At 39.5% G+C, this 23,991-nt stretch carries 30 protein-coding genes; 4 read left to right on the top strand and 26 right to left on the bottom strand.

Annotation, left to right across the window (positions count from 1 at the left end; all coding sequences use genetic code 11):
* Positions 1-8: 8 nt before the first annotated feature.
* The 20 genes from AC0VYH_RS13380 to AC0VYH_RS13475 all read right to left on the bottom strand — a co-directional run bounded on the left by AC0VYH_RS13380 (position 9) and on the right by AC0VYH_RS13475 (position 16,001).
* The gene (locus tag AC0VYH_RS13380) at positions 9-1,502 is read right to left on the bottom strand and encodes a spore germination protein (RefSeq protein ID WP_475367689.1); all 1,494 of its coding nucleotides are present in this window, start codon (positions 1,500-1,502) and stop codon (positions 9-11) included.
* The gene (gene spoVAEA / locus AC0VYH_RS13385; RefSeq protein ID WP_430246129.1) at positions 1,483-2,061 is read right to left on the bottom strand and encodes a stage V sporulation protein SpoVABEA; all 579 of its coding nucleotides are present in this window, start codon (positions 2,059-2,061) and stop codon (positions 1,483-1,485) included. Before spoVAEA ends, AC0VYH_RS13380 begins: the two co-directional genes overlap by 20 nt.
* A 5-nt stretch (positions 2,062-2,066) precedes the next feature.
* Positions 2,067-2,417: a stage V sporulation protein AE gene (gene spoVAE / locus AC0VYH_RS13390; protein ID WP_226613903.1), complete on the bottom strand. Its 351-nt coding sequence runs from the start codon at positions 2,415-2,417 to the stop codon at positions 2,067-2,069.
* Positions 2,417-3,430 carry a stage V sporulation protein AD gene (gene spoVAD / locus AC0VYH_RS13395; protein WP_430246127.1) on the bottom strand — a complete coding sequence of 338 codons (1,014 nt, stop codon included), beginning with the start codon at positions 3,428-3,430 and terminating at the stop codon, positions 2,417-2,419. The genes spoVAE and spoVAD overlap by 1 nt, the downstream gene beginning before the upstream one ends.
* A 13-nt stretch (positions 3,431-3,443) precedes the next feature.
* On the bottom strand, positions 3,444-3,902 hold the full coding sequence (gene spoVAC, locus AC0VYH_RS13400; protein ID WP_430246125.1) for a stage V sporulation protein AC: 459 nt from the start codon (positions 3,900-3,902) through the stop codon (positions 3,444-3,446).
* Positions 3,902-4,333, bottom strand: a complete 432-nt coding sequence (locus tag AC0VYH_RS13405; protein ID WP_430246123.1) for a stage V sporulation protein AB — start codon at positions 4,331-4,333, stop codon at positions 3,902-3,904. The genes spoVAC and AC0VYH_RS13405 overlap by 1 nt, the downstream gene beginning before the upstream one ends.
* Complete coding sequence (locus tag AC0VYH_RS13410; protein ID WP_430246121.1) at positions 4,330-4,947, bottom strand: stage V sporulation protein AA; 618 nt, start codon at positions 4,945-4,947, stop codon at positions 4,330-4,332. Before AC0VYH_RS13410 ends, AC0VYH_RS13405 begins: the two co-directional genes overlap by 4 nt.
* Before the next feature lie 200 nt (positions 4,948-5,147).
* Positions 5,148-5,903: an RNA polymerase sporulation sigma factor SigF gene (gene sigF, locus AC0VYH_RS13415; protein WP_283154038.1), complete on the bottom strand. Its 756-nt coding sequence runs from the start codon at positions 5,901-5,903 to the stop codon at positions 5,148-5,150.
* Between the two features lie 12 nt (positions 5,904-5,915).
* Positions 5,916-6,356 carry an anti-sigma F factor gene (gene spoIIAB / locus AC0VYH_RS13420; RefSeq protein ID WP_430246119.1) on the bottom strand — a complete coding sequence of 147 codons (441 nt, stop codon included), beginning with the start codon at positions 6,354-6,356 and terminating at the stop codon, positions 5,916-5,918.
* Positions 6,356-6,706: an anti-sigma F factor antagonist gene (spoIIAA, locus tag AC0VYH_RS13425; RefSeq protein ID WP_430246117.1), complete on the bottom strand. Its 351-nt coding sequence runs from the start codon at positions 6,704-6,706 to the stop codon at positions 6,356-6,358. Before spoIIAA ends, spoIIAB begins: the two co-directional genes overlap by 1 nt.
* 100 nt (positions 6,707-6,806) lie before the next feature.
* Positions 6,807-7,985, bottom strand: a complete 1,179-nt coding sequence (locus tag AC0VYH_RS13430; RefSeq protein ID WP_430246115.1) for a D-alanyl-D-alanine carboxypeptidase family protein — start codon at positions 7,983-7,985, stop codon at positions 6,807-6,809.
* Positions 7,986-8,261: 276 nt separating this feature from the next.
* Positions 8,262-9,563: a pyrimidine-nucleoside phosphorylase gene (locus AC0VYH_RS13435; protein ID WP_430246113.1), complete on the bottom strand. Its 1,302-nt coding sequence runs from the start codon at positions 9,561-9,563 to the stop codon at positions 8,262-8,264.
* A 22-nt stretch (positions 9,564-9,585) separates the two neighbouring features.
* Positions 9,586-10,410 carry a purine-nucleoside phosphorylase gene (locus tag AC0VYH_RS13440; protein WP_430246111.1) on the bottom strand — a complete coding sequence of 275 codons (825 nt, stop codon included), beginning with the start codon at positions 10,408-10,410 and terminating at the stop codon, positions 9,586-9,588.
* A 21-nt stretch (positions 10,411-10,431) separates the two neighbouring features.
* Entirely contained in the window at positions 10,432-11,610 is a 1,179-nt protein-coding gene (gene deoB, locus AC0VYH_RS13445) for a phosphopentomutase (protein ID WP_475365403.1), read from the bottom strand.
* A 142-nt stretch (positions 11,611-11,752) separates the two neighbouring features.
* Entirely contained in the window at positions 11,753-12,643 is an 891-nt protein-coding gene (gene xerD / locus AC0VYH_RS13450) for a site-specific tyrosine recombinase XerD (protein WP_475372620.1), read from the bottom strand.
* 12 nt (positions 12,644-12,655) lie between these two features.
* Positions 12,656-12,883 carry a YqzK family protein gene (locus AC0VYH_RS13455; RefSeq protein ID WP_371018615.1) on the bottom strand — a complete coding sequence of 76 codons (228 nt, stop codon included), beginning with the start codon at positions 12,881-12,883 and terminating at the stop codon, positions 12,656-12,658.
* A gap of 96 nt (positions 12,884-12,979) precedes the next feature.
* Positions 12,980-13,459: a ferric iron uptake transcriptional regulator gene (gene fur, locus AC0VYH_RS13460; protein WP_194222003.1), complete on the bottom strand. Its 480-nt coding sequence runs from the start codon at positions 13,457-13,459 to the stop codon at positions 12,980-12,982.
* 120 nt (positions 13,460-13,579) lie between these two features.
* Positions 13,580-14,221 carry a stage II sporulation protein M gene (gene spoIIM, locus AC0VYH_RS13465; RefSeq protein WP_194222004.1) on the bottom strand — a complete coding sequence of 214 codons (642 nt, stop codon included), beginning with the start codon at positions 14,219-14,221 and terminating at the stop codon, positions 13,580-13,582.
* 72 nt (positions 14,222-14,293) lie between these two features.
* Entirely contained in the window at positions 14,294-15,457 is a 1,164-nt protein-coding gene (locus AC0VYH_RS13470) for an endonuclease Q family protein (RefSeq protein ID WP_194222005.1), read from the bottom strand.
* Positions 15,458-15,461: 4 nt separating this feature from the next.
* A complete protein-coding gene (locus tag AC0VYH_RS13475; protein WP_475373791.1) occupies positions 15,462-16,001 on the bottom strand; it encodes an NUDIX hydrolase in 540 nt (179 codons plus the stop codon).
* Positions 16,002-16,121: 120 nt separating this feature from the next.
* On the opposite strand from AC0VYH_RS13475, the gene mciZ reads away from it, so the two are divergent.
* Positions 16,122-16,280 (top strand): Z-ring formation inhibitor MciZ, encoded by a 159-nt coding sequence (gene mciZ, locus AC0VYH_RS13480; protein ID WP_194222006.1) that lies wholly within the window; start codon positions 16,122-16,124, stop codon positions 16,278-16,280.
* Positions 16,281-16,458: 178 nt separating this feature from the next.
* On the top strand, positions 16,459-18,117 hold the full coding sequence (locus AC0VYH_RS13485; protein WP_430247159.1) for an IS1182 family transposase: 1,659 nt from the start codon (positions 16,459-16,461) through the stop codon (positions 18,115-18,117).
* A gap of 27 nt (positions 18,118-18,144) precedes the next feature.
* On the opposite strand, the gene AC0VYH_RS13490 is transcribed toward AC0VYH_RS13485, so the two are convergent.
* Complete coding sequence (locus tag AC0VYH_RS13490; RefSeq protein ID WP_475372621.1) at positions 18,145-18,684, bottom strand: cysteine hydrolase family protein; 540 nt, start codon at positions 18,682-18,684, stop codon at positions 18,145-18,147.
* Positions 18,685-18,820: 136 nt separating this feature from the next.
* Between AC0VYH_RS13490 and AC0VYH_RS13495 the strand changes: the two genes are divergently transcribed.
* Positions 18,821-19,732, top strand: a complete 912-nt coding sequence (locus tag AC0VYH_RS13495; protein WP_430246103.1) for an aldo/keto reductase — start codon at positions 18,821-18,823, stop codon at positions 19,730-19,732.
* 53 nt (positions 19,733-19,785) lie between these two features.
* Here AC0VYH_RS13495 and AC0VYH_RS13500 read toward each other — a convergent pair whose 3' ends face one another.
* Genes AC0VYH_RS13500 through AC0VYH_RS13510 form a run of 3 tightly spaced genes read right to left on the bottom strand, consistent with a single transcriptional unit; the run spans position 19,786 to position 22,359 of the window.
* Positions 19,786-20,454 carry a CoA transferase subunit B gene (locus AC0VYH_RS13500; protein WP_430246101.1) on the bottom strand — a complete coding sequence of 223 codons (669 nt, stop codon included), beginning with the start codon at positions 20,452-20,454 and terminating at the stop codon, positions 19,786-19,788.
* Positions 20,455-20,464: 10 nt separating this feature from the next.
* Positions 20,465-21,151: a CoA transferase subunit A gene (locus tag AC0VYH_RS13505; protein WP_430246099.1), complete on the bottom strand. Its 687-nt coding sequence runs from the start codon at positions 21,149-21,151 to the stop codon at positions 20,465-20,467.
* Between the two features lie 23 nt (positions 21,152-21,174).
* Positions 21,175-22,359, bottom strand: a complete 1,185-nt coding sequence (locus tag AC0VYH_RS13510) for an acetyl-CoA C-acetyltransferase (RefSeq protein ID WP_475372622.1) — start codon at positions 22,357-22,359, stop codon at positions 21,175-21,177.
* A 161-nt stretch (positions 22,360-22,520) separates the two neighbouring features.
* Between AC0VYH_RS13510 and AC0VYH_RS13515 the strand changes: the two genes are divergently transcribed.
* Positions 22,521-23,438 (top strand): hydroxymethylglutaryl-CoA lyase, encoded by a 918-nt coding sequence (locus AC0VYH_RS13515; RefSeq protein ID WP_475369065.1) that lies wholly within the window; start codon positions 22,521-22,523, stop codon positions 23,436-23,438.
* Positions 23,439-23,493: 55 nt separating this feature from the next.
* On the opposite strand, the gene AC0VYH_RS13520 is transcribed toward AC0VYH_RS13515, so the two are convergent.
* A complete protein-coding gene (locus tag AC0VYH_RS13520) occupies positions 23,494-23,655 on the bottom strand; it encodes a hypothetical protein (RefSeq protein ID WP_430246093.1) in 162 nt (53 codons plus the stop codon).
* Between the two features lie 21 nt (positions 23,656-23,676).
* Positions 23,677-23,991, bottom strand: a complete 315-nt coding sequence (locus AC0VYH_RS13525) for an iron-sulfur cluster biosynthesis family protein (RefSeq protein ID WP_475372623.1) — start codon at positions 23,989-23,991, stop codon at positions 23,677-23,679.

Here is a 23,991-nt window from a genome sequence, read left to right on the forward strand (position 1 = left end):
CATACTTTTTAAGATTCGGCAAGTGGTTTGTCCGGCTGCTTCGTTTCATTCTGGGGCTCTGTAATACTTGGACGCAATTTTGTCAAAGGAACAGAAACGCGAATTAGCACTTGAATAAACGCTTTTGCATTAAAAGGAATGAATGGCCATAAATAAGGTGTATTTAATGGCTTTAAGGCGACTAGGAAGAGAATAATAGCTGTCACGCCTATTATATATCCTGGAACTCTGAAGAAAAAGACAAGGAAAAGTAGTAATAATCTAACTAGTTTGTTCGCTATTGATAACTCATAACTTGGCGTTGCGTAAGAACCTATAGCCGCAATAGAAACATACAGAATAACTTCTGGAACAAATAATCCTACATCGATGGCAATTTGACCAATTAATACAGCCGCAATTAAACCCATCGCTGTAGAAAGCGGGGTAGGCGTATGAATGGCGGCCATTCTCAGTGTTTCGATCCCAATTTCTGCAAGAATGATTTGAATAAATATCGGCACATTCGTTTCATCATTTGGCCCAATAAAATCAATCGATTTAGGCAACAACCCAGGTTCATATACCGCCAATAACCACAGGGGAAGTAACAATAGCGCTGCTAGCATTCCTCCAAAGCGGACCCATCTCAAGAATGCACCTGGTAATGGAGCTTCCCTGTATTCTTCTGCATGTTGAACATGGTGGAAAAAGGTTGTTGGCGTAATAATAACACTCGGAGAAGTATCGACGATAATCAAGACATGCCCTTCTAACAAATGGGATGCGGCTACATCTGGCCTTTCCGTATATCGTACAAGTGGAAAAGGATTTCCCGCCTGATGCACTAAAAACTCTTCAACAGTTTTATCAGCCATAGGAATACCATCAATATTAATTTCTTTTAGTTTTTTCTTAATGATTTCAACTAAGTTTGGGTTAGCTACATCCTGAATATAAGTGATACACACATCCGTTTTGGAACGCTCTCCGACTTGAAATATTTCATTACGCAAACGACCATCTCTAATACGCCTTCTAGTAAGTGCAGTATTCTCAATAATATTTTCTGTGAAACCGTCTCTAGAACCTCTGATCACTTTCTCAGTGTCTGGCTCTTGAGGCGTTCTACCTGGATACTTTCGAACATCAATAATGTAAGCAATCTCTTCGCCTTCCATAAATACAGCGATCAGTCCAGAAAGAACTTGATCGACGACCTCATCGAACGTCTCTACTTTTGTTACTTGCTGATGGGGTAAATGATTATGGATAACTTGCTCGAATTTAACGGTCAAGCGATGATGATCATCTAATTCCATCAATTCACGCATGATTTCAACAATGATTGATGTATCACATAAACCAGTACAATAATAGAATTGTATTTCTTTATTCAAAATCTTGAGTTTACGTACACCTACGTCAAAACTTTCCCCAATGCCAATTGATTTTTTCAAGAAGTCTTCATTTTCTTTTAATTTTTTAAATATTTTTTGTTTGTTATTCATTTTTGTTGTCATAGAAACCGCTCCTTTCAAGCAGAATTTGAACGGCTTTCAATGTTATAGGCGACCCAACCTCCGGATCATCAAGCCCAGACATTTTACCTATATCACCGACACCTATAATAATTGGGACATTCAGTTTATCTAAAATAGATACAGTATCCCCATCTATTCTCCCAGCTTCCATATCAGCAAATCCATTCTTATCAACACCGAAATGCGTTAATTCACCATCCCTGTCGATGGAAACATCTACTCTCGTCCATTCAGAGAAGTGTGTTCTCGAGGCAACTGCAATCGCACCAAGTAGTTCAACATCTTCATCCTCAGCCACAGCCTGCATCGCTAGTTCTCCATAACCTTCACCCGGAAAACCACTGTCATCAAACATTACAAAGATTGGATCATGTGGAGCTTCTTTAATTAGGGAAACAATTTCATAACCAGCAAGCGGGGTTGGATTTCCTGCTGATTGGCTAATGCATCTCCCGCCAATATCCGAAGCCACTTTTTCAATTGCTTTTTGCGCGTAAAGATCTCCATCAGTAACGAAAATAACCCGCCGCTTGTTCAATTCATTCACCCCTTTGGCTTGAATATAATGGCTATGATAAATCCGAAAACAATAGCTGATGAAATTCCAGCTGAAGTTAACTGAAATATCCCCATTGCAATGCCTATAAATCCATGTTCCTCTCCTTGCTGCATCGCCCCATGTAGCAAGGAATGCCCAAAGCTCGTAATTGGGACTGTCGCACCTGCTCCTGCGAATTCAATCAGTCGATCGTATATACCAAAACCGTCAAGAATCGCTCCAGTCACCACAAAAGATGACATTACATGAGCAGGCGTTAATCTAAAAATATCGAGCAATAACTGACCAACAACACAAATGGCTCCTCCTACTGCAAAAGCAATGAAGTATTCCACTATTCCTCACCTCCAACTCGCTCAAAAACCACTGCATGAGCGATAGCAGGCATACTTTCTTTCTGTTGCACCATAACGGGGCTATGCAAGCATCCTGTAGCAGTAACTAGAATTTTTGAATACTTCCCTTGTTTTAGAAGCTCAATGAGATGACCATACGTAACAACCGCCGAACAGGCACACCCGCTTCCACCTGCGAATACTTCCTTCTGATCAGGTCGATAGATCATTAACCCACAGTCATTATGATTATTAGTAATGTCAAACCCTTTCTCAAGCAATAAATCACGAACAATCGGAGAACCAACTGCAGATAGATCTCCAGTAACAATTAAGTCATAATCTGAAGGTTTTACATTTAGGTCCTCAAAATGTGTGGCCAATGTATCTGCTGCCGCTGGCGCCATCGCACTCCCCATATCAAACGGATCCTTGATTCCCCAGTCAACTACTCTTCCAATCGTTGCCGCAGAGATTTGAATGTCCGATAACTCCTGACTAACTAACGCAGCTCCAGCACCAGTTACAGTTGATGTCGCAGTACCAGGTTTCTGACCTCCATATTCTGTTGGATAACGGAACTGTCTTTCAGCAGTTGCATTATGGCTACTCACTCCAGCAATAGCCCTCTCAGCAAAACCACCATCAACTAGAGAAGATGCAATCGCTAGGGATTCCATGGATGTCGAGCATGCTCCAAAAACACCTAGAAAAGGAATATGATTAGACCTTGCTGTATAAGTTGCGCTTACGATTTGATTTAATAGATCACCCGCTACAAAAACATCAACTTGATCAGGAGCTAATTCTTTTTTCTTCAAACAACTCATTACTGCATCTTCTAACAATTTTCTTTCAGCAAGCTCCCAATTTGCCTGATTACAATGAAGGTTAGCATAGGTCACATCAAACGAATTTCCAAATGGACCTTCTGCTTCCTTTGGGCCTGTTGCTGTACCTACTGATTGTAAATAAACATTTGAAAAACTCCATGTTTGCTTTCCTGATTTCATACAGGTTCTCTCCTTATATCAGGGCTTTAAAAACCATTCTGACCATCCCTACAATGTAAGCCGCAACGACGCCAAACACGATGACTGAGCCAGCAAGTTTAAACATATTGGTTGCTATACCAAGTACAATCCCTTCGCTTTTATGCTCGAGAGCAGCACTAGTAATCGAATTAGCGAAGCCTGTAACTGGTACAGCTGAACCTGCTCCCGCAAATTGACCAAGCCTGTCATACCAACCGAAAGCCGTTAATAAAGCTGCGATCAATATGAGAGTGGCTACAGTCGGGTTTCCAGCATTTTCTTTAGAAAAATCAAAGACATTGATATAGAAATTCTGAACACCTTGCCCGAACATACAAATAAACCCGCCTACAACAAACGCTTTTATGCAGTTGAAAAAATACGGCGGCTTTGGCTGATACTCTTTAATGTTCTGACTATACTTTTCCTGATCGTTTAATGATTTTTTCATTACTTGATCCCTCCATCCACAAAAATTGTCCAATGAAACAATGATCCGAATACTTTACCAAGTACTATAGCCATTAGTAAAACCAAAATTTTATCTATAAACCCAATCCGTTTCGTTAATATTGGCAAGACATTAAGTACTTCTGTTAATGCTGCTGCTAACATCCCAATAAATATACCTGCACCGAGTCCAATTGGGATCACTACAAATTTGGGCAGGCCAAGAGTTGGATTTCTTAACGATAACCAACTTGCCACTACAGCACCTACAATGATCCCCCATTCATAAAAACGAATGAGGTGTAACGTTTTGGACAATTGAGTGAGCCTGGGGATAATGCCAAGAACTGAAAGAAATGCAACAAATCCAGCCCCAACCGCAATCCCTTCAGCAAATCCGATTAACATCACTAAGAGAAATTGAGCATTCATGGTTTCGAATTTCCGTTTTCTTCGTTCTCATGAACGATTACATATTGATCAAGGTCCTGTTGATAATTAAACATTTCCACTTCAAGTGGGCTAGGTTCTTCGTTAAACCGCTTTTTGAAAAGATGGTTAAAGAACAGGACCATCCCAATTCCAAGTCCAAATGAGTATGGTACTTGTAGAAGCAGTGGTTTTGGATTGTCGATTCCAGTCACAATTTTATATATTTGCTGATGAACCTCTCTCATACTGACGTCTTCATGAAAATTCATAATAGCGAGGGCCGCACCAATAAATAATAAAAACCAGATAAGAACAAAATAAACGGGTGCTAATTTCTTCTTTGGATACTGAACTTCTACAATCGTTTGTGTAGGACCGACTACTTGAATCTCAACGTTTTCCATTTCGCTATGGATGGACATAATGACTTTCATAACATCGATTACGACTAAGTTCTTATCCTCTTTCGTCACATGGTAAATCTGGATATTCTCCACCTTACTACAACAAGAATCTTCTCCTATGAGCTGAGCAATATCACCAATCAATAACTTCTTATTAGGTGGTACTTTCTTTTTTTGCCTAAGTCGAAGATATATTATCTGACTATCCATGATCCTCCACCTCCTTATTCAAGGGGCATATTGGTTATAGTATGTTTCTACCAAATGACTCTCATTCTTTAGCAACCTAAGTACCATTAATTCCCTAGAAGTTTGGGTCCTTTTTATATCATCCATTCATTAATCTTAGTGATAGCTCTATTATTATTCTGGTAAAAAAATCCTTTCCAAACAAAAAAGAACAGAATGAGCTATTTGCTCATCTGTTCTTTAATTTGTTTTAATATTTTCTTTTCAAGTCTCGATACTTGAACTTGAGAAATCCCCAGTCTTTCTGCCACTTCAGACTGAGTTTGATCTTTATAATACCTTAAATAAACAATTAGTCTCTCACGATTATCAAGATACTGCAATGCTTCCTTAAGGGCTAATTTATCAAACCAAGCACTATCTGTATGATCGGCAATTTGGTCGAGTAAAGTGATAGGATCTCCATCGTTTTCATAAACCGTTTCATGAATAGAAGTTGGTGCCCTTACAGCTTCTTGTGCCATGACAACTTCTTCCGGCGTGACTTCTATTCGTTCTGCAATTTCATTAATTGTCGGCGTTCTGCCGAGCGTTTTCGATAACTCATCCTTCGCTTTCCTAACTTTATTGCCGGTTTCTTTAAGGGATCGACTCACTTTCACTGTTCCATCATCTCTAATGAAGCGCTGAATTTCCCCGATAATCATTGGTACCGCATAGGTGGAGAATTTCACATCGTAACTTAGATCGAACTTATCCACGGATTTTAACAAACCAATACAACCGATCTGAAACAGGTCATCCGCTTCATACCCTCTATTTAGAAATCGCTGCACAACGGACCAGACGAGACGCATATTCTTTTGAACAATGAGGTCTCTGGCTCCCTGGTCCCCATTCTGGCTTTGTTTAATCAATTCCTTCACTTCATCAGGCTTCAGTTGCGACTGCTTCCCTTTTCTAACCTCCACGTCCATATGCAGGTCCCCTTAATTACATAGCGCTTTATTTTTTGATAGATACTTCATTAAGTGAATGGTCGTACCCTGGCCACTTGCAGACTCCACTTTGACCTCATCCATAAAATTCTCCATAATTGTAAAGCCCATCCCTGATCGTTCTAGTTCAGGCTTTGTTGTAAACAAAGGTTGTCTTGCTTCCTCAAGGTCAAGAATTCCCATTCCATGGTCACGAATGGTTAAATTGACCGTGTCGTCATTTAACTCGACCGAAATGTAAACCTTCTCTTCAGAATTTTGCTCATATCCATGAATAATGGCATTTGTAACAGCTTCCGATACAACTGTCTTGATTTCAGTAAGTTCATCAACAGTTGGATCGAGCTGCGCAATAAAAGCTGCTACAGTTACACGAGCAAATGATTCATTTTGACTGAGCGCAGAGAACTCGATATCCATACGATTCCTCATTATGCCACCCCCAAAGTAGCGAGGGCATGCTGCTCATCAGCCTCAAGCCTCACAATTTTAAAGAGACCTGACATTTCAAATAATCTCTTAACAGGTGGAGAGATTGAACATACGACCATTTCTCCTCCAAAACTCTTCACTTTATTGTACCGCCCTAGAATAACACCGAGACCTGAACTATCCATGAATGAAAGACCTTCTAGACTTAGCACAATATGTTCAATTTTACGCTCTTCAATAATCGAATCTACCCTGTCTCTTAGTTCTTCTGATGTATGATGATCCAACTCTCCATCAAGACGAATCAAAAGAACGGGATGGCGCACTTCAAGATTGATCGAAAGACTCACGTCACATTCCTCCTCATGTTTGCTTGTGAGTTTTTTCTCTCTTTACAGGGTTAATTCCTTCTTCGTGACAAAACTAGTGAGATTTCGATGAAAGAGGTGATCACTTGACAGTTTGAGTAGGCGCTTTGGCGAACTGTGCAGCTGTTCGTTTCATCAGCTGCCACCAGGAAGCTTTTTGAATGTCTTTGGCTGCAATAACCGGAGATGTAGCTGTCACATGACCATCTATTTTCACAGACAACTCACCTACCTCTTCCCCTTTCTTAACAGGTGTTTCTATATTCTTATTGACTTTGATGCTTGTTGTAATTTTACCGTTTTCTTGCCCTTTCTTAAGAAGAACGGAAACTCGCTCAGAAGTTACAACAGACATGGTAGGTTGATCTCCTTTATTTACCTTTACTTCTTTCACGATGTTGTTTCGATCGAATAACTTATGTGTTTTATATTGAGAAAATGCATAATCAAACAGTTTAGTAATATCTGCATTACGTACTTTTGGAGATGGAGCACCCATTACAACGGCCACCACTCGCATGTCATCTCTTTTCGCCGTTGCCGTAAGACAATACTTTGCTTCACTTGTAAATCCTGTCTTCAACCCATCTACACCAGGATAAAATTTAACAAGCTTATTAGTGTTAACGAGCCAGAATTTCTTATCTGTATCCTGCCTCAGGTAGTCTTCATATAATCCAGTATATTTTGTAATCAATTCATATTTAAGAAGCTCTTTAGCCATAAGGGCCATATCATTTGCAGTGGAATAATGACCTTCCGCTGGTAATCCAGTAGGATTTACAAAATGAGTGTTTTTGAGTCCCATTGATTTTGCTTTTGCATTCATCGAATTAACAAATTCTTCTTCCGAACCAGCGATCGCTTCAGCCATTGCTACCGAAGCATCATTACCGGAAGCAATTGCAATACCTTTTAACATATCGTTAACCGTCATTTCTTCCCCTGCCTCAAGAAAAATCTGTGAACCACCCATCGAAGCAGCATATTCACTTGCTCTAACTTTCTGATCGAGGCTTATTTTTCCACTTTCAATCGCTTCCATAATTAAGATCATGGTCATGATTTTAGTCATACTTGCAGGAGGAAGCTTTTTATCACTATCTTTTTCAAACAATACTTCACCTGTATCTCGCTCAATCAAAATAGCGGAAGAAGAATTCTCTGCGATTTTTAGCTTTGCTTCTTCTGCATGCGCAAAAGAAGGAACAATAAGAGTTACTCCCAGCAAGAAGGCGAGCGCTGTTGCAACAACTTTCATTGGTGATCCCTCCATTCTTAGTATTACAAGGATTTCCAACATCTTGGAAAAATATACGAATTCTATATCCTCTATTGATAATCGCATTCAATCTCCTTAAATCTTTTCACGGATGTATACACATGGACATGTTAATGAAGTAGTTGATTATTGCCTTAATTACGCTCTGAGATGAAGATGTCACGTGAATGAGCCAAAAAGATAAGCTCACATAGCTAAACACATAAAAAAAAGAAGCCTCCCAAAAGAGACTTCTCAAGATACTATCTTTTTTTATTAGTTAATAACTTTATAAATTAGCTGTGGCTTTTCAGCAGCTTGCTTAGAAAGAGTATAAGCTTCATTAATTTTATCGATTGAGTTCTGAACGTCTTCTTCATCACTGTGAAGAACAACTAGTGCTTCGCCTTTCTCCACTTTATCGCCGACTTTTTTCTTCAGGGTGATCCCAACACCGTGATTAATTTGATCGTCTTTTGTCGCTCTTCCTGCACCAAGATACATAGCAGCAACACCAACAGATTCAGCATCAATTTCTGTTACATACCCATCTTGATGTGCCGAAACTTCAATATCATGCTTTGCCTGTGGAAGTTTAGAAAGATCATCAATGACGGATACATCCCCACCTTGAGCTTGAACGAGCGTTCTAAATGATTCAAACGCTTTTCCATTTTGAAGATTCTCTTCAAGTGTTTTATACGCCGTCTCAAAGTCATCGAAAGCACCAGCTATCACTGTCATATGTGAAGCAAGTTCTAGAGAAAGCAGGCGAAGATCCTCGATATTTTCTCCTTGAAGAACCTGACAAGCTTCTCGAACTTCATTTGCATTTCCTACTTCAAAACCAAGCGGCTGACTCATATCACTAATAACTGCCACAGTGTTTCGTCCAAGGTTGTTTCCGATGTTAACCATTTCTTTAGCAAGAGCTTCTGAGTCTTCAAGCTTCTTCATGAAAGCACCGGATCCGGTTTTGACATCAAGAACAATACCATCTGCTCCAGAAGCAAGCTTTTTACTCATGATAGATCCTGCGATCAATGGAATGGAATCCACAGTAGCTGTTACATCACGAAGCGCGTATAATTTTTTATCTGCTGGAGCGAGGTTCCCTGTCTGACCAGCTACAGAAAGTTTATGTGTATTCACATTATTCACAAATTCTTCTTTGGTCATCTCAATGTGGAATCCTTTAATAGACTCCAGCTTATCTAAAGTTCCACCGGTATGACCTAAACCTCGGCCAGACATTTTTGCAACTGGTACACCTACAGAAGCAACCAATGGACCAACGATAAAGGTTGTCTTATCCCCTACTCCTCCAGTTGAATGCTTGTCCACTTTATGACCCTCTATAGCAGATAGATCGATTGTTTCTCCAGACTCTACCATTGCTTGGGTAAGCATAGCTGTTTCATTAGACTTCATCCCATTAAAATAAATCGCCATCATTAAAGCTGACGCCTGGTAATCAGGGATGTCCCCCTTTGTATATCCTTCAATAAAGAAATTAATTTCTTCTTTTGTCAATTCATTTCCATTACGTTTTTTTTGAATAACATCAACCATTCTCATTCGAATAGCTCTCCCTTCTACTTTAACCCATTTTACTTACAATTGTTTTAACTAAAAGAAGGAAGTTTGCCTTTACCTTCTCTGTTGTTTCAATTACTTCGTCGTGGTGAAGTGGTTGATCCAGAATTCCGGCAGCCATATTTGAAATACAAGAGATACCAAGTACATCCATGCCCGCATGTCTGGCAATGATAACTTCTGGTACAGTTGACATTCCAACGGCGTCTCCACCTAGCGTTCTTAGCATTCTAACTTCTGCTGGGGTTTCATAAGTTGGTCCAGTATTTCCGACATATACTCCAGATTGTAGTTTCATTCCAAGTTCTGTTGCCGTATCTTGTGCTAAACGTTGAAGATCCATTGAATAAGCGGTAGACATATCCGGGAAACGTGGTCCAAACTCATTGCTATTTGGTCCAATTAATGGATTTGTTCCGAAGTTATTAATATGATCAGCAATAACCATTAAATCTCCAGGTTGGAACTCTTCATTTATACCACCTGCAGCATTCGTTACGATTACTTTAAGAATCCCAAGTTCTTTCATCACTCGAACGGGGAATGTTACTTTATCCATTGAATATCCTTCATAAAAGTGAAAACGCCCCTGCATGGCTGCTACTGCTTTTCCATTTAACGTTCCGAATACAAATTGTCCAGCGTGCCCTTCTACTGTTGAGACGGGAAAATTCGGAATGTCACTATAGGGGATTTGAACTGGGTTTTCAATTTCTTCAGCCAGTACACCAAGACCAGAACCTAAGATCAGCCCGATTTCTGGACGAAACTCTCCAACTTGACTTTGTATATAGGATGATGCATCTTGAATTTCTTGTTTAATTGTCATTTTCGTTCCTCCTCTTGATTCTTAAAGCTTTTTAAGAAAGCTTGTCCCGTGTTTTGGTAACGTTACATCAAAATTATCCGCAATAGTTGCTCCAATATCAGCAAATGTGTCACGAATACCGAGATCTACCGCTTCTTTTATCCCTTTATGGTAGGCAAGTAATGGAACATATTCACGTGTATGATCTGTTCCATGATGAATTGGATCATTCCCATGATCAGCTGTGATCAATAACAAATCATCTTCTTCCATTCGATCGAGAACTTCCTTTAATCTCTCGTCATACTCTTCTAGCGCTTCACCATAGCCTTGTGGGTCTCTTCTATGCCCATATAATGCATCAAAGTCCACGAGGTTCAGGAAGCTGATTCCTTCAAATTGCATTTGTTGAGTTTCAAGCAACTTATCCATACCGTCCATATTTGATTTCGTACGAAGAGACTTTGTTACACCTTCTTCGTCATAAATATCTGAAATCTTTCCGATTGCAATAACGTCTTTCTCATTGTCTTTTAATTCATTCATAACCGTATGTCCAAACGGCTTAAGCGCATAATCATGGCGATTGGAAGTGCGTTTAAAGTCGCCTGGCTCTCCTAGAAATGGTCTTGCGATTACTCGTCCAACCATATATTCTTCTGCTTTTGTCATTTCTCTTGCAATCTCACAAATATGATAAAGCTCATCCAATGGAACAACATCTTCATGGGCCGCAATTTGAAGAACTGAATCTGCAGAAGTATAAACAATAAGTGCACCGGTCTTTACGTGCTCTTCACCAAGTTCTACAAGAATTTCTGTCCCTGAAGCAGGTTTATTTCCAATGATTTTTCTTCCAGTTCTGCTTTCAAGCTCGGAGATGAGATCGTCAGGAAATCCATTAGGGAAGGTTCTAAAAGGCTGTTCTATGTGAAGGCCCATAATTTCCCAATGACCAGTCATCGTGTCTTTCCCATTCGAAGCTTCCATCATTTTAGTATAATGTGCCATTGGCTTATCTGCTTTACTAACCCCATTAAGTTCCCGAATGTTGCCAAGACCCAATTTCTCCATATTTGGCATCTTCAAACCATTCATATGATCTGCGATATGACCTAGAGTATCTGCACCTAGGTCGTCAAATTGATCAGCATCAGGAGCCTCACCAATACCCACCGAATCCATTACAACCAAAAATACTCTCTTAAATCGTTTTGTCATTATGATCCTCCTCATTCAATGTCTATCTATTGTTACTATTCCCTTCAAAAACAAAAAAACTCACGCATGAATGCGTTTACGAAAGCAGAAAAAAGAAAAAATCTGGCCAATGACCAGATCTCTTTCTGGAGAAAGCCTCCTATTAGGCCCTTGGATGGTAAGTTGAATAAATATCCTTCAACCTCGCTTTAGTTACATGTGTATAGATCTGTGTTGTTGAAATATCTGCATGTCCGAGAAGCTCCTGTACTGCTCTAAGGTCCGCTCCATTTTCAAGTAAGTGTGTTGCAAATGAATGTCTAAGTGTATGGGGGGTAAGAGGTTTTAAAATGTTAGCTTTCAATGCAAGCTTTTTAAGAATTTTCCAGAAACCTTGTCTCGATAGGCTTTCACCACGATGATTCAAGAAAAGCATTTCGTTTTTATTCTTCTTCATTAATCGCCCTCTACCTTCATCCAAATAAATGGTTAAGGCATCTCTTGCCATCTTACCTAAAGGCACAATTCGTTCTTTATTCCCCTTACCAATCGTTCGAATAAAACCCATTGTTAAATGAACATCTTCCATTTTCAAATCAATGAGTTCACTCACACGCAAACCTGTTGCATACAATACTTCAAGCATAGCGCGATCGCGTTTACCAAAAGGAGTCGAATAATCGGGTGCCTCTAGCAGCTGCTCTACTTCAGTTGTTGACAAAATCTTAGGTAGTTTCCGCTCTGTTTTTGGTGTTTCAATATGTACAGAGGGATCTTGATCCACTGCCTTTTCTCTAAGTAAAAATTGATGAAAGGCACGAATAGAAGCAATGTTTCGAGCAATTGTAGTAGATGCTTTTCCACTGTCTCTTAGCGTATAGAGATAATTAACAATATGCACACGTCGCACTTCATCCAAAGTGGAAATGTTCTCATTTTCTTTTATGTGTTTTAGATATTGAGCGAGATCTCGCCTGTATGCATCGAGAGTATTTTTGGACAGGCTCCGCTCAACTATCAAATAGTGCAAAAAATCCTGTACCTGATCTTCCATTGTAAACGCTCCTTATTCACCTGTCTGGTAAAACAAATTGAGCCTTTCAAGGAAAGTGTGTTGAATACCCGATTCCATTTGAACGACTTTCACTGCTTTTCCTTGTGGCACATCATACCGATGATAATTCTGGTACTCTTGATTTACCCAGAGAATGCCAAAGTAAAACAGTAATGTACAACCTGTGAACAGTAAGAAAACTTTCATTGTATCTAAAACAAGCAATAAACCCCTTCTCAAACTAACGCACCTCCATCTCTAGTAAAAGATATGCCAGGGATAGAGAATTTTATACATCGTTAGGAGATACAGGTTCTTAAATGTCTTCTATTACAATTATGAATGATTAACGGCTTGCTCCGGCTGTTCTTTATCTTCCTGTCCTTGACAACGGTGACAGATCCCATGAAATGTAAGGCGATGATCTTTAATTTTAAAGTTCCAATCATTCTCAACTACCTTTTCTACATCACCAAGTAAATCATCTTGTATTTCATCTACTGCACCACACTCAATACAAACCAAGTGATGGTGAAAATGGGCAGCGCCTTCTTGCCTGAGGTCAAACCTTGAAACACCGTCACCAAAATTAATTTTATCAACGATTTTCAATTCAGCTAATAACTCAAGCGTTCGATATACAGTTGCTAATCCAATTTCAGGAGATTTTTCTTTTACTAAAAGATACACATCTTCAGCGCTTAAATGGTCTTCTTCGTTCTCAAGAAGTACCCGCACGGTTGCTTCTCGCTGGGGCGTTAACTTATAGCTTTGAGAATGAAGATGTTTCTTAATTCGATCGATTCTGCTTTCCATGTCCCATTTCCCTCCCTCGATCGATGCCATTTTCATTATAAGCAGTAGGGAAATCGGTGTCAAATTAAAATCATTATCAACCTAATGTTGTAATGATTTTAATTTGATAATGAATATAATTTACTTCATTTCCACTACGGCCTTTATCAATCCTGGTGATAAATAAGCTTCAAACCATGCTGCTAGACAAAGAAAACTTAGCGCACATATAACTAGTCCTGAAAACCTTAAGAATGGAGGAAGAATCGGTTCTATTCTGCGTTTCATAAATAATTGCCTCATCAGTCGAAGCGAAAAAGTTAGAGAAGCCGTTGCAACGATCACCATCGCGGGTACCGCTATAATATTCTGTGGAAAGACTGAAACAAATGCCAATAAGAAGCCTTTCCAGCTCATTTGATTCACAAGAAAACCTACTGTAAAACCAACAACTATCCCTTTTAGAAAGAGCATAATTAGTACAATTGGAAGACCAATAATCGTAAGTCCTAGAAGCCACATCAAACCAATATATTTGGCATAATGAGTTAAGCTTTGATGAAACATTTCAGATGATGTTGCGAACTGTCCATCTGATACCTGTCCAAAAAAACGCCCCAAGTATACAGCAAGATCTTCTTTTTGAGTGAAGCTTAGACTATTGACTATAACGGCTCCGAATACAATGCCCATGAGGAACAATACGGCAATAAATGTGTAAAGAGATAAATGATCTGATAGATGAGTTGATATCATTTGCTTCAGATGTCGGCTACGATTCATACGATTTCCTCCTTCATACGACCTTTGGTAAAGTCTATGAAATGGATTTTGAACGTATGACTGATCGATAGATTATCTCTTTTGGTTTACAACTTTACCGTATGTTCCACCCCCACCTTGTTCTAAAGTAAGCTGCCCATTCCTTGAAAGGACGATCATATGAGCGAGTGACTCTCCCACAACGCCGGTCAGATCACTCTCAGTCACCCGGTGAAGAATATTCATCTCCGTACTAAAAGAATCTAATAGACGCTCGAAAGTTTTTGGTCCAACCCCTGGTAGAAAGTCTAGAGGAACGTGATGTACATATGGAGGACGAACAGGGCACGTCGACGCTGAACTCAATTCTTGAATTCGATTCGCCACCCCTTTTATAATCTTCTTACTTCCGCATGAATCGCAAACCAACTGATTAACTGGAGAATTACATTTAGAGCATATGGTCTCATAATATTTACCTAATTTTGGGTCCAATCCAAAATTCGCTGCAATTTTCCGGTCATATTTGCCTTGTAATGCCTTTTTCCACTCAAGAAATGTGGGTTGTTTTAAATATAAGCATTGATATTCTCGAGCTATTTTTTGTGTGGAATGTGCGTCTGAATTCGTCAAAAATGGGTAACGATGAAGTTCTTCAATTTGGTCTGCCATCTGTGTGTTAGAAGAAAGACCTAATTCAATTCCATCAATATTGTTTAGGTCAAAAACTTCGCTTATTGACTGATGGACTCCCTTCCCAAATAGGCTCTTAAATGGTGTGAATATATGGGCAGGTATAAATAAACCATCAAGCTCTTTTGCCTTTTCTTGAATGACCTCCGCTCTTTCATATATGCGTTGAGAACTTAGAGTAATGTTCGTCATTCTAGCTCTTAGCCAATCTGAAAAATGTTTCATTTTTGTTAAATCAGGCAAATAAACTAGTACATGAATAGGACCCTGACAATTCTCATCATAGATTTCGATTTCTGTACCTAAAATGAGAGTGAGAGATTCAAACCGAATTCCACCCTCACTCAATTCATAACATTCACCCTTCTCCAAATAATCTTCTATCTCTTTCATAACTTCAGGAACGTGGCAATCGATCACGCCAACCATATCAAGCCCTTTTCTTGCACTAGCTTCATTAAGGATATGAGATAGTGTTAACGTTTTTGAACCAGTTATCTTAACAGGTTTGTTCGTTCTAGTTCTCCCGATATGAATATGAAAATCTGCATAACATGATTTCATGTAATCACTTCAATTTCATTTGTAAATACATGAGAGCATAAGCGGTTTTAGCATCATGAATTTCCTGGCTTTCTACCATCTTTTCCATTTCTTCTATTGTTAAATGAAGAACATCAAGAAACTCATCTTCATCAGCCGATTGTTCTCCTTTTTTCTCTAATCCCTTTGCTACGTATAAATGAACAAGTTCATTTGCAAAACCAGGTGATGTGTAAAATGAAATCACTTTTTCAAGTGAGTCACACGTATATCCTGTCTCTTCTTCTAATTCACGAACTGCTGTAACTTCAGGTTTCTCCCCTGGTTCAAGTTTCCCAGCTGGGATTTCCACGATAGCTTTATCAAGGGCTTTACGATATTGTCTGACAGCTAAAATTTTATGATCCGACGTCTCTGCAATAACCGCAACAGCACCAGGATGATCAATTAATTCACGCTTGCTTTGTTTCCCATTTGGTAACTCAACATCTTCCACTCGTAAGTCAATAATTCGACCTTCGTAAATCGTTTCTGAATGCAAGGTCTTTTCATATAAATGGTCCATTTGTTCATCATCTCCTGGTTCTAAAAATTCAAATCGATACATAAAGTCTATCACATGAGACAGATAATAGGGAAAAGACTAAAACCATTAATGTATCGAACTATTTAGGAGGTTCTGTTTATGAAAGTCTATATTCAGCCAAACGGTGTCACAATGGTAGGAAAACCAAAGCAGATTCAATTAATGATTAGACATTATATGAATCATTATGAAACGATTGAAGAATGGATTCAGGCTCCTGCTGTTCGAACTAAAGCACACCTAAGGTTAATACAATAAGAAAACAACAAGAAGAGGCTGGGACAAAACCCGATAAATTAAAAAAAGAGTGGCCCGCGAACAACGTAGTTGTTCGCGGGCCACTCTTTTTATGTTTTTCATCTCATTTTAATAAGAAAATAAGGACACCATCTGATAAAATTAAAGTTACCACACAATAACCATCGGAGGTGCCCTTATGTTTAAAGAGTATAACATGAATCAAGTGATTTTACCTATGGATTTAGGAATGAAACTTCAAGAAAATGATATTGCCTATGCCGTTCACGACCTGGTCGAACAGATTCCAGATGAAGCTTTCTCACGTTTTTTACGCGATACAGGATGTCCCTCTTATCATCCACGTATGATGATGAAAGTGATTCTATGTGCGTACACGCAATCGGTTTTTTCAGGAAGAAAGATTGAAGCCCTTCTTTACGATAGCGTTCGCATGATGTGGTTGTCTCAAGGTTATGAACCGAGTTACCGTACGATCAATCGCTTCCGTGTCCATCCCGAAGCTATGGAGCTTCTTCGCGAGTGCTTCGTTCAGTTTCGATGTCATTTGGTTAAAGAAGAGGCGATTGATCAGGAAGCGATTTTTATTGATGGAACCAAAATTGAGGCGAACGCCAATAAATTTACGTTTGTTTGGCGCAAGTCTGTTGAAAGGTATAGTGCCAGTCTGATCGAAAAATCGAACCAAATGTATGATGAGTTGGTTGAAAACGAAATCATTCCTGAGATCAAGCGAGAAAATCCGGAACAACTCTCCATTGAAGAGCTTTTAAAAATCGAAGAAAAGCTGGAAGATAAGGTGGAGGAATTGAGTGAGAAGATTGACGCCAGTGAAGAGGTAAACGAGCGAAAAAAACTTCGGTCCGAGCGAAAAGGGCCGAAGCAATCCCTCAAGCAGTTGAAAGATATCGTAGGGCGCAAACAGAAATACGAGACCGACATGGCCATTTTCGAAGAACGCAACAGTTATTCGAAGACTGATCACGATGCCACTTTCATGCGCATGAAAGAAGATCACATGAAAAACGGGCAATTAAAAGCTGGTTACAATCTCCAAATTGCGACAGAAGGACAATATACGCTCGCTTACGATATCTTTCCAAACCCGACGGATACACGTACATTACGTCCCTTTCTCGACCATATCGAGAACGACTTTTTTACACTCCCTGACTATATCGTCGCCGATGCCGGTTATGGAAGCGAAGAAAATTATAAGGATATTTTGAAGAATCGTGAGCGCAAGCCACTGATAACATACAGTACCTATCGCACCGAGAAAAAGAAGCGTTTCAAGCAGAATGAATTCAACACAGCCAACTGGGCCTACAACGAGGAAAGGGATTCGTTCATATGTCCGAACGGACAACAGTTGATGTTCCGTCACCTCTCTCATCGCACCGATCGTGGAGGTTTCACACGGGAATTCAGGGTTTATGAATGTGATGACTGTTCAGATTGTCCTCTTCGTTCGCAGTGTACCAAAGCGCAGGAAGGGAACAATCGAAAGATCTATTATAATGCCCAATGGGAAGAGCAAAAGAAAATCATTCGAGAACTGCTTTCAGAAGAAAAAACGGGAAAAATCTACGGTCAACGGAAAATTGACGTAGAACCAGTTTTTGGATTTCTGAAGGCTAATTTGGGTTTTACTCGAATGTCCGTTAGGGGCAAAGAAAAAGTCAAAAATGAATTAGGCTTTGCGCTCATGGCGGTGAACTTGAGAAAGTACACCGCCAAGATTACCGACAAAGCTAAAAAGAATAGGAACAAACACGCCAAAAAAGGTCCCGTTCATCAAAAACCGATGAACGGGACCTTTTTTTCAGTAATTTAGGCTATTTATGTCCCAGCCTCTTCTTGTTTAACGAATCTCCGTTTTGAAAATATTTTTCATTTGCTCAAGGAATACGTTATGATGCTCGGTAAACGTTGCCATACACGATGAATGCGCAACTGTTCTAAATCCTCTTGCGTAAGCACCATAAGCAGTTAGAAAATCGCAAATATCTGTACATACTCCTGCTAGATGAACAGTTTCTACGCGACGTGATTTGAGTATTTCTTCCAGAGTCGTTCCATAAAATGCATCATATTCTGGCTTAGGAACAAACGTGACATTCGGAAGCTTCTTATTGGATTCATACCACTGCTGTAATTCACCATATAACTTCTGTCCCCACGTTCCTCTTACATTATGTACGGGCCAGATATTAAAGTGATCATCCTCTTCTTCATGCTCATCCATACAAATCACAACTTCCTTGCCTTCCTCAATAAACGTTGTGGCAAGTGAAATAATGCTAGGAACAATCTCCTGTCCCTTCTTGCCTGAAGTAAGTCCTCCCTCATCATGAACAAAATCATTGCTCATATCAATAATTAAAAGCGCTTCTGTTGCCATTCTACCGCCTCCCATTATGTTTACTATAGCAGGTGTGTTATCAGGTAACAAGACATCGTAATCAGCATATGATTGGCATGAATCCTCCTATCACGATACACTTAATACAGGTTAAAAATGGGAGGTATGGAATGCAATGAAAACCAATCAACTCGGAAGCTCAAAACTGAACGTTAGCGAAATTGGATTAGGTACTATGTCACTTGGCACTGATCGAGAGAAAGGTATTTCGCTTATTCATGAGGCAATTGATAACGGCGTTACATTTATCGATACAGCTGATTTGTATGACTTCGGTCTAAATGAAGAAATAGTAGGAGAAGCCCTTCGTGATCGACGGGATTCAGTCGTACTTGCTACGAAAGCAGGGAACCACTGGGAAGAAGGAAAAGAAGGCTGGTACTGGGATCCATCAAAAAAACATATTAAATCAGCACTAAAAGCTAGTTTAAAACGATTGAAAACAGATCACATTGATCTCTTTCAGCTACACGGTGGTACAATCGAGGACCCATTCGATGAAACCATTGAAGCTTTTGAAGAATTAAAACAAGAAGGATTAATTATCGAATATGGTATTTCAAGTATACGGCCAAATGTCATCCGAGAGTTTGTAAAAAAATCTTCTATCGCATCAGTTATGATGCAATACAGCATTCTTGATCGTAGACCCGAAGAAGAAATTCTAGATTATTTGCATGAAAACAACATCAGTGTCATTGCTAGGGGACCGCTTGCTAAAGGCATGTTAACTGATCAATATGAGGAAAAAGTAAAAGAAGACGGATTTCTCGACCATTCTAAATTCGACGTTCTTGAAACTGTTAAGCAAATTTCTGAAATAAAAGGGGATAAGCGCAATTTAACTCAAACGTCACTAAAATATGCTCTTGCTCATCCCGCTGTAGCTACAGTAATTCCTGGAGCTAGTCGCAGTGAGCAACTTCTCGCAAATATTACAGCACAAAATGCTCCAGACTTAACACCTGATGAAGTTCAGAAAATACGTGACGTTTCAAAAGTGAATGTGTACGATAAGCATCGGTAATTAAATAAAGAGCGCAGTCAAATGACTGCGCTCTTTCCTTCTCTTTTCATAAATTAAAAGGCATCTAATATTGGATCGCTAATAATAATATCCGGTTCTGTTGAAGCTTGAATTTGCTCAATGCTATAGCCAATGGCAACTTCTTTTAACACAAGCCCTTCATCCGCTATGTCAAAAACAGCCCGATCCGTAATGATTCGATTAACAACGCCTTGACCTGTTAGGGGGAGGGTACAAGAATTCAAAATTTTCGGATCTCCGTTTTTGTTCACATGATCCATAATGACAACAATCCTTTTCGCCCCATGCACAAGATCCATGGCCCCCCCCATACCTTTAATCATCTTTCCAGGTATCATCCAATTAGCGAGGTTACCATCTTTTGAGACTTCCATTCCGCCTAGTATTGCAACATCAATATGTCCTCCACGAATCATCGCAAAAGACTCTGCACTATCAAAATAGGATGCTCCTTGCATCGCTGTAACTGTTTCTTTCCCGGCGTTAATAAGATCAGGATCAACTTCACCTTCAGTTGGATAAGGTCCGATTCCAAGAAGGCCATTTTCCGATTGAAGCACTATTTTTTTGCCTTCTGGTATATAGTTAGCTACCATCGTAGGCATTCCAATTCCTAGATTCACATAAAAGCCATCCAGAATTTCTTTTTCAGCACGTCTTGCAATCTTTTCACGAACTGCTGCTTTATCTACTTTCACCATTATGATCCTCCTATCGCGTTGTTAATCGCTCAATCTTCTTTTCCTGATCACCCACAATAACCTTTTGAATATAAATACTTGGAGTATGAATTTGATCAGGGGATAACTCTCCTACACCTACTAATTCCTCTACCTCAGCTATGGTCACTTTACCTGCTGCAGCAATCATAGGATTAAAATTACGTGCCGTTTTGTTATAGACCAAGTTCCCCATTATGTCCCCTTTCCACGCACGAACAAATGAGAAATCTGCCTGAATGGCTTCTTCAAGCAAGTACTCTTTACCATTGAATACTCTGACTTCTTTTCCTTCTGCTATCGGTGTTCCCACGCCAGCTGGAGTATAGAACGCTGGAATGCCAGCACCGCCTGCCCTTATTCTCTCTGCTAGCGTTCCTTGAGGAATGAGCTCAACTTCTAATTCACCGGATAACACCTGTCTTTCAAATTCTTTATTTTCTCCAACATAGGAACCTACCATTTTTTTTATTTGTCTGTTTTTAAGGAGCAATCCCAGGCCCCAGTCATCAACTCCACAGTTGTTCGATATGACTGTTAAGTCCTTTGTTCCTTTCTCTTTTAATGCAAGAATTAAATTTTCTGGTATACCTACAAGGCCAAACCCACCAACTAGAATCGTTGCTCCATCTTGAATGTCTTGTACGGCTTCTTCAAACGTATCAAGTACTGGCTTCATTTATTTAAACCTCCATATCTTTTTTAAGTTCGTTCAACGATTGTTGCTACGCCCTGTCCTCCACCAATGCAAAGTGTAGCCAGACCAAACCGCTCATTTCTACGTTTCATTTCATGTAGTAGAGTAACTAGAATTCGAGTGCCACTTGCGCCAATCGGATGACCAAGTGCAATAGCCCCACCGTTTACGTTTAAGATTTCTTTATTAAAATCAAGATCTCTTCCAACGGCAAGAGACTGTGCAGCAAAAGCCTCATTTGCTTCTACAAGATTCATTTGGCTCATAGAAAGCCCCGCACGTTCAAGTGCTTTCTTCGTAGCAGGAACTGGACCTAACCCCATTACGCTTGGATCTACACCTCCACTTGCATTTGAGCGAATAACAGCAAGGTATTCTATTCCAAGCTCATCAGCCTTTTCTTTACTCATTAAAACAACAGCGGCTGCGCCATCGTTAATACCAGAAGCGTTTCCTGCCGTAACCCCACCGTTTTTCTTAAAAGCTGGGCGTAACTTTGCAAGTTTATCAGCCGTTGTTCCTGGTTTAACGTATTCATCGGTATCAAATAAAAGAGGGTCACCTTTTCGCTGCGGAATAGAAACCGGGAGAATCTCTTCTTTAAAACGCCCCTCTTCAATTGCAGCCTGTGCTTTTTGTTGACTCCATGCAGCAAATTCATCCATTTCTTCTCTTGTTAGCTGATAATGATCGCACAGGTTCTCAGCAGTAACACCCATATGATAATCGTTAAATGCGCACCATAATCCATCTTGAATCATGCTATCCACCATCTTTTGGTCACCCATTCGTAAGCCTTCTCGTGCTCCGTTTAATAAATAAGGTGCCTGACTCATGTTCTCCATCCCACCAGCGACAACAATATCTTGATCGCCAAGCATAATAGATTGAGCTCCTAGATGAACGGTTTTCAATCCTGAACCACATACTTTATTGATTGTCATCGCAGGAGTTGAAACTGGGATTCCCGCTTTAATCGCAGCCTGACGTGCAGGATTTTGTCCGAGACCCGCTTGTAGAACGTTTCCCATAATGACTTCTTCCACCTGATCTATTGATAAGTCAGCTTTTTCGATCGCTCCCTTAATGACAGCGGCCCCAAGTTCTGTAGCTGATATAGATTTTAGTGAACCATTAAATGAACCTACCGGCGTTCTGACAGCGCTTACAATTACAACATCTCGACTCATTTCGATTTCCTCCTTATGTATCTATGACTCTCTTCTACATAATTCTTACTTAATTCAAAAAACTCCTTCCTCCAAGCGAGAATTTCCATTATTCAAACGATTATCTTGCAAGACTTCCGATCCTTTGTTTTAATTAAAGATAGCGCTTACAAAGAAAGGTGATGAATGTTTTGCTACCACAACATGCAACAATCATTGAAGTTGGTCCAAGAGATGGACTTCAAAATGAACTAAATCAGATCAAAACAAATGATAAAATCCGTTTCATCAAAGCCTTAAAAACAGCCGGAATGAAAGAAATGGAGATTACCTCATTCGTATCACCTAAATGGGTTCCCCAAATGAAAGATGCCAGTGAAATAGTAAGTACTTGCCTTGACGGTACAAGAAACTTCGTTTTAGCCCCTAACCGTAAAGGGGTCGAGAGGATTAAAGAAACGAACGTGAAATCGATAGCACTTTTTGCTGGTGTTAGTAACTCCTTTAATCAAAAGAATAGCAATAAAGAGACAAAGGATCTACTCAATGAGCTAATTCCTTTAGTCAAAGAATTAAAAGCAGAAGGTTATTTCGTTCGTGCATGCATCTCTACTGCTTTCTATTGTCCATATGAAGGAAAAATAAAAGTAAATGATGCGGTTGACGTTTGCCGTCAATTTGTTGATGCAGGCGTAGATGAATTAAGCGTAGCAGATACTAACGGAATGGCCACTCCTGATGAATCACACAACCTTTTTAGCCAACTTGTAAAAGAATTACCGTCAACATTGTTAACAGCTCATTTCCACGATACAAGGGGTATGGCACTTGCTAACATCTATGCATGTCTCCAAGCTGGAATTTCAAGATTTGATACGTCAGTAGGCGGACTTGGCGGCTGCCCTTTCGCCAAAGGAGCGACAGGCAACGTTGCAACAGAAAGTGTTGTCTATATGTTGGAGAGAATGGGTATCAAAACAGGTATTGATCTAGAAAAACTAATGAGAGCTATTGATGGGATTGAGCCTCACCTATCAAGACCCATCCTAACACCTTATCGAACGTTATATAATAAAGAAAAGGAAGCTTCCCTAAAGTAGTCATAAAAAAATTATGGTAAACTAAATAAAATAAGCACACAGACGTGTGCTTATTTTATCCTTTTACTATAGTTAAAATAATACTATAGATTAGAGCTAGAATTAGTCCACCGATAACCGTAATTCGATCCATCTTTTGACCTTTAAATAAATTCAAAACTCCCTTTACGATCATAAATACTACGAAAAAAATAACAAAATACATCAAAAACGTCACTCTAGTAAATCCCCCTAATCGTTATCCTTTGTTTATATATCGCATTCTCGGGTTAATGATTTCACTATCACTTATAAGCATAAAACACTGGTGTTTCGGAAGAAAATCAATTTTCATTTCTTTATCAAAAAACACTTTATATTGTTTCTGAATCAATACAGGTCTGAAATTTGACTCAAGCGTCATATTAAAATCACCCTGAGCGGAATCATTTACTAATTGCGTAACACCGTTCACTACACACCCGCAATCTTCGATGTCATAATGTAACTTCATATAACCCTCAGAATCATGTTCTAATTTCTCGATCGCTTGATCTGTGAAAGTCACTCTCAT

This window comes from Anaerobacillus sp. QJM3NY_32 (assembly GCF_056173645.1).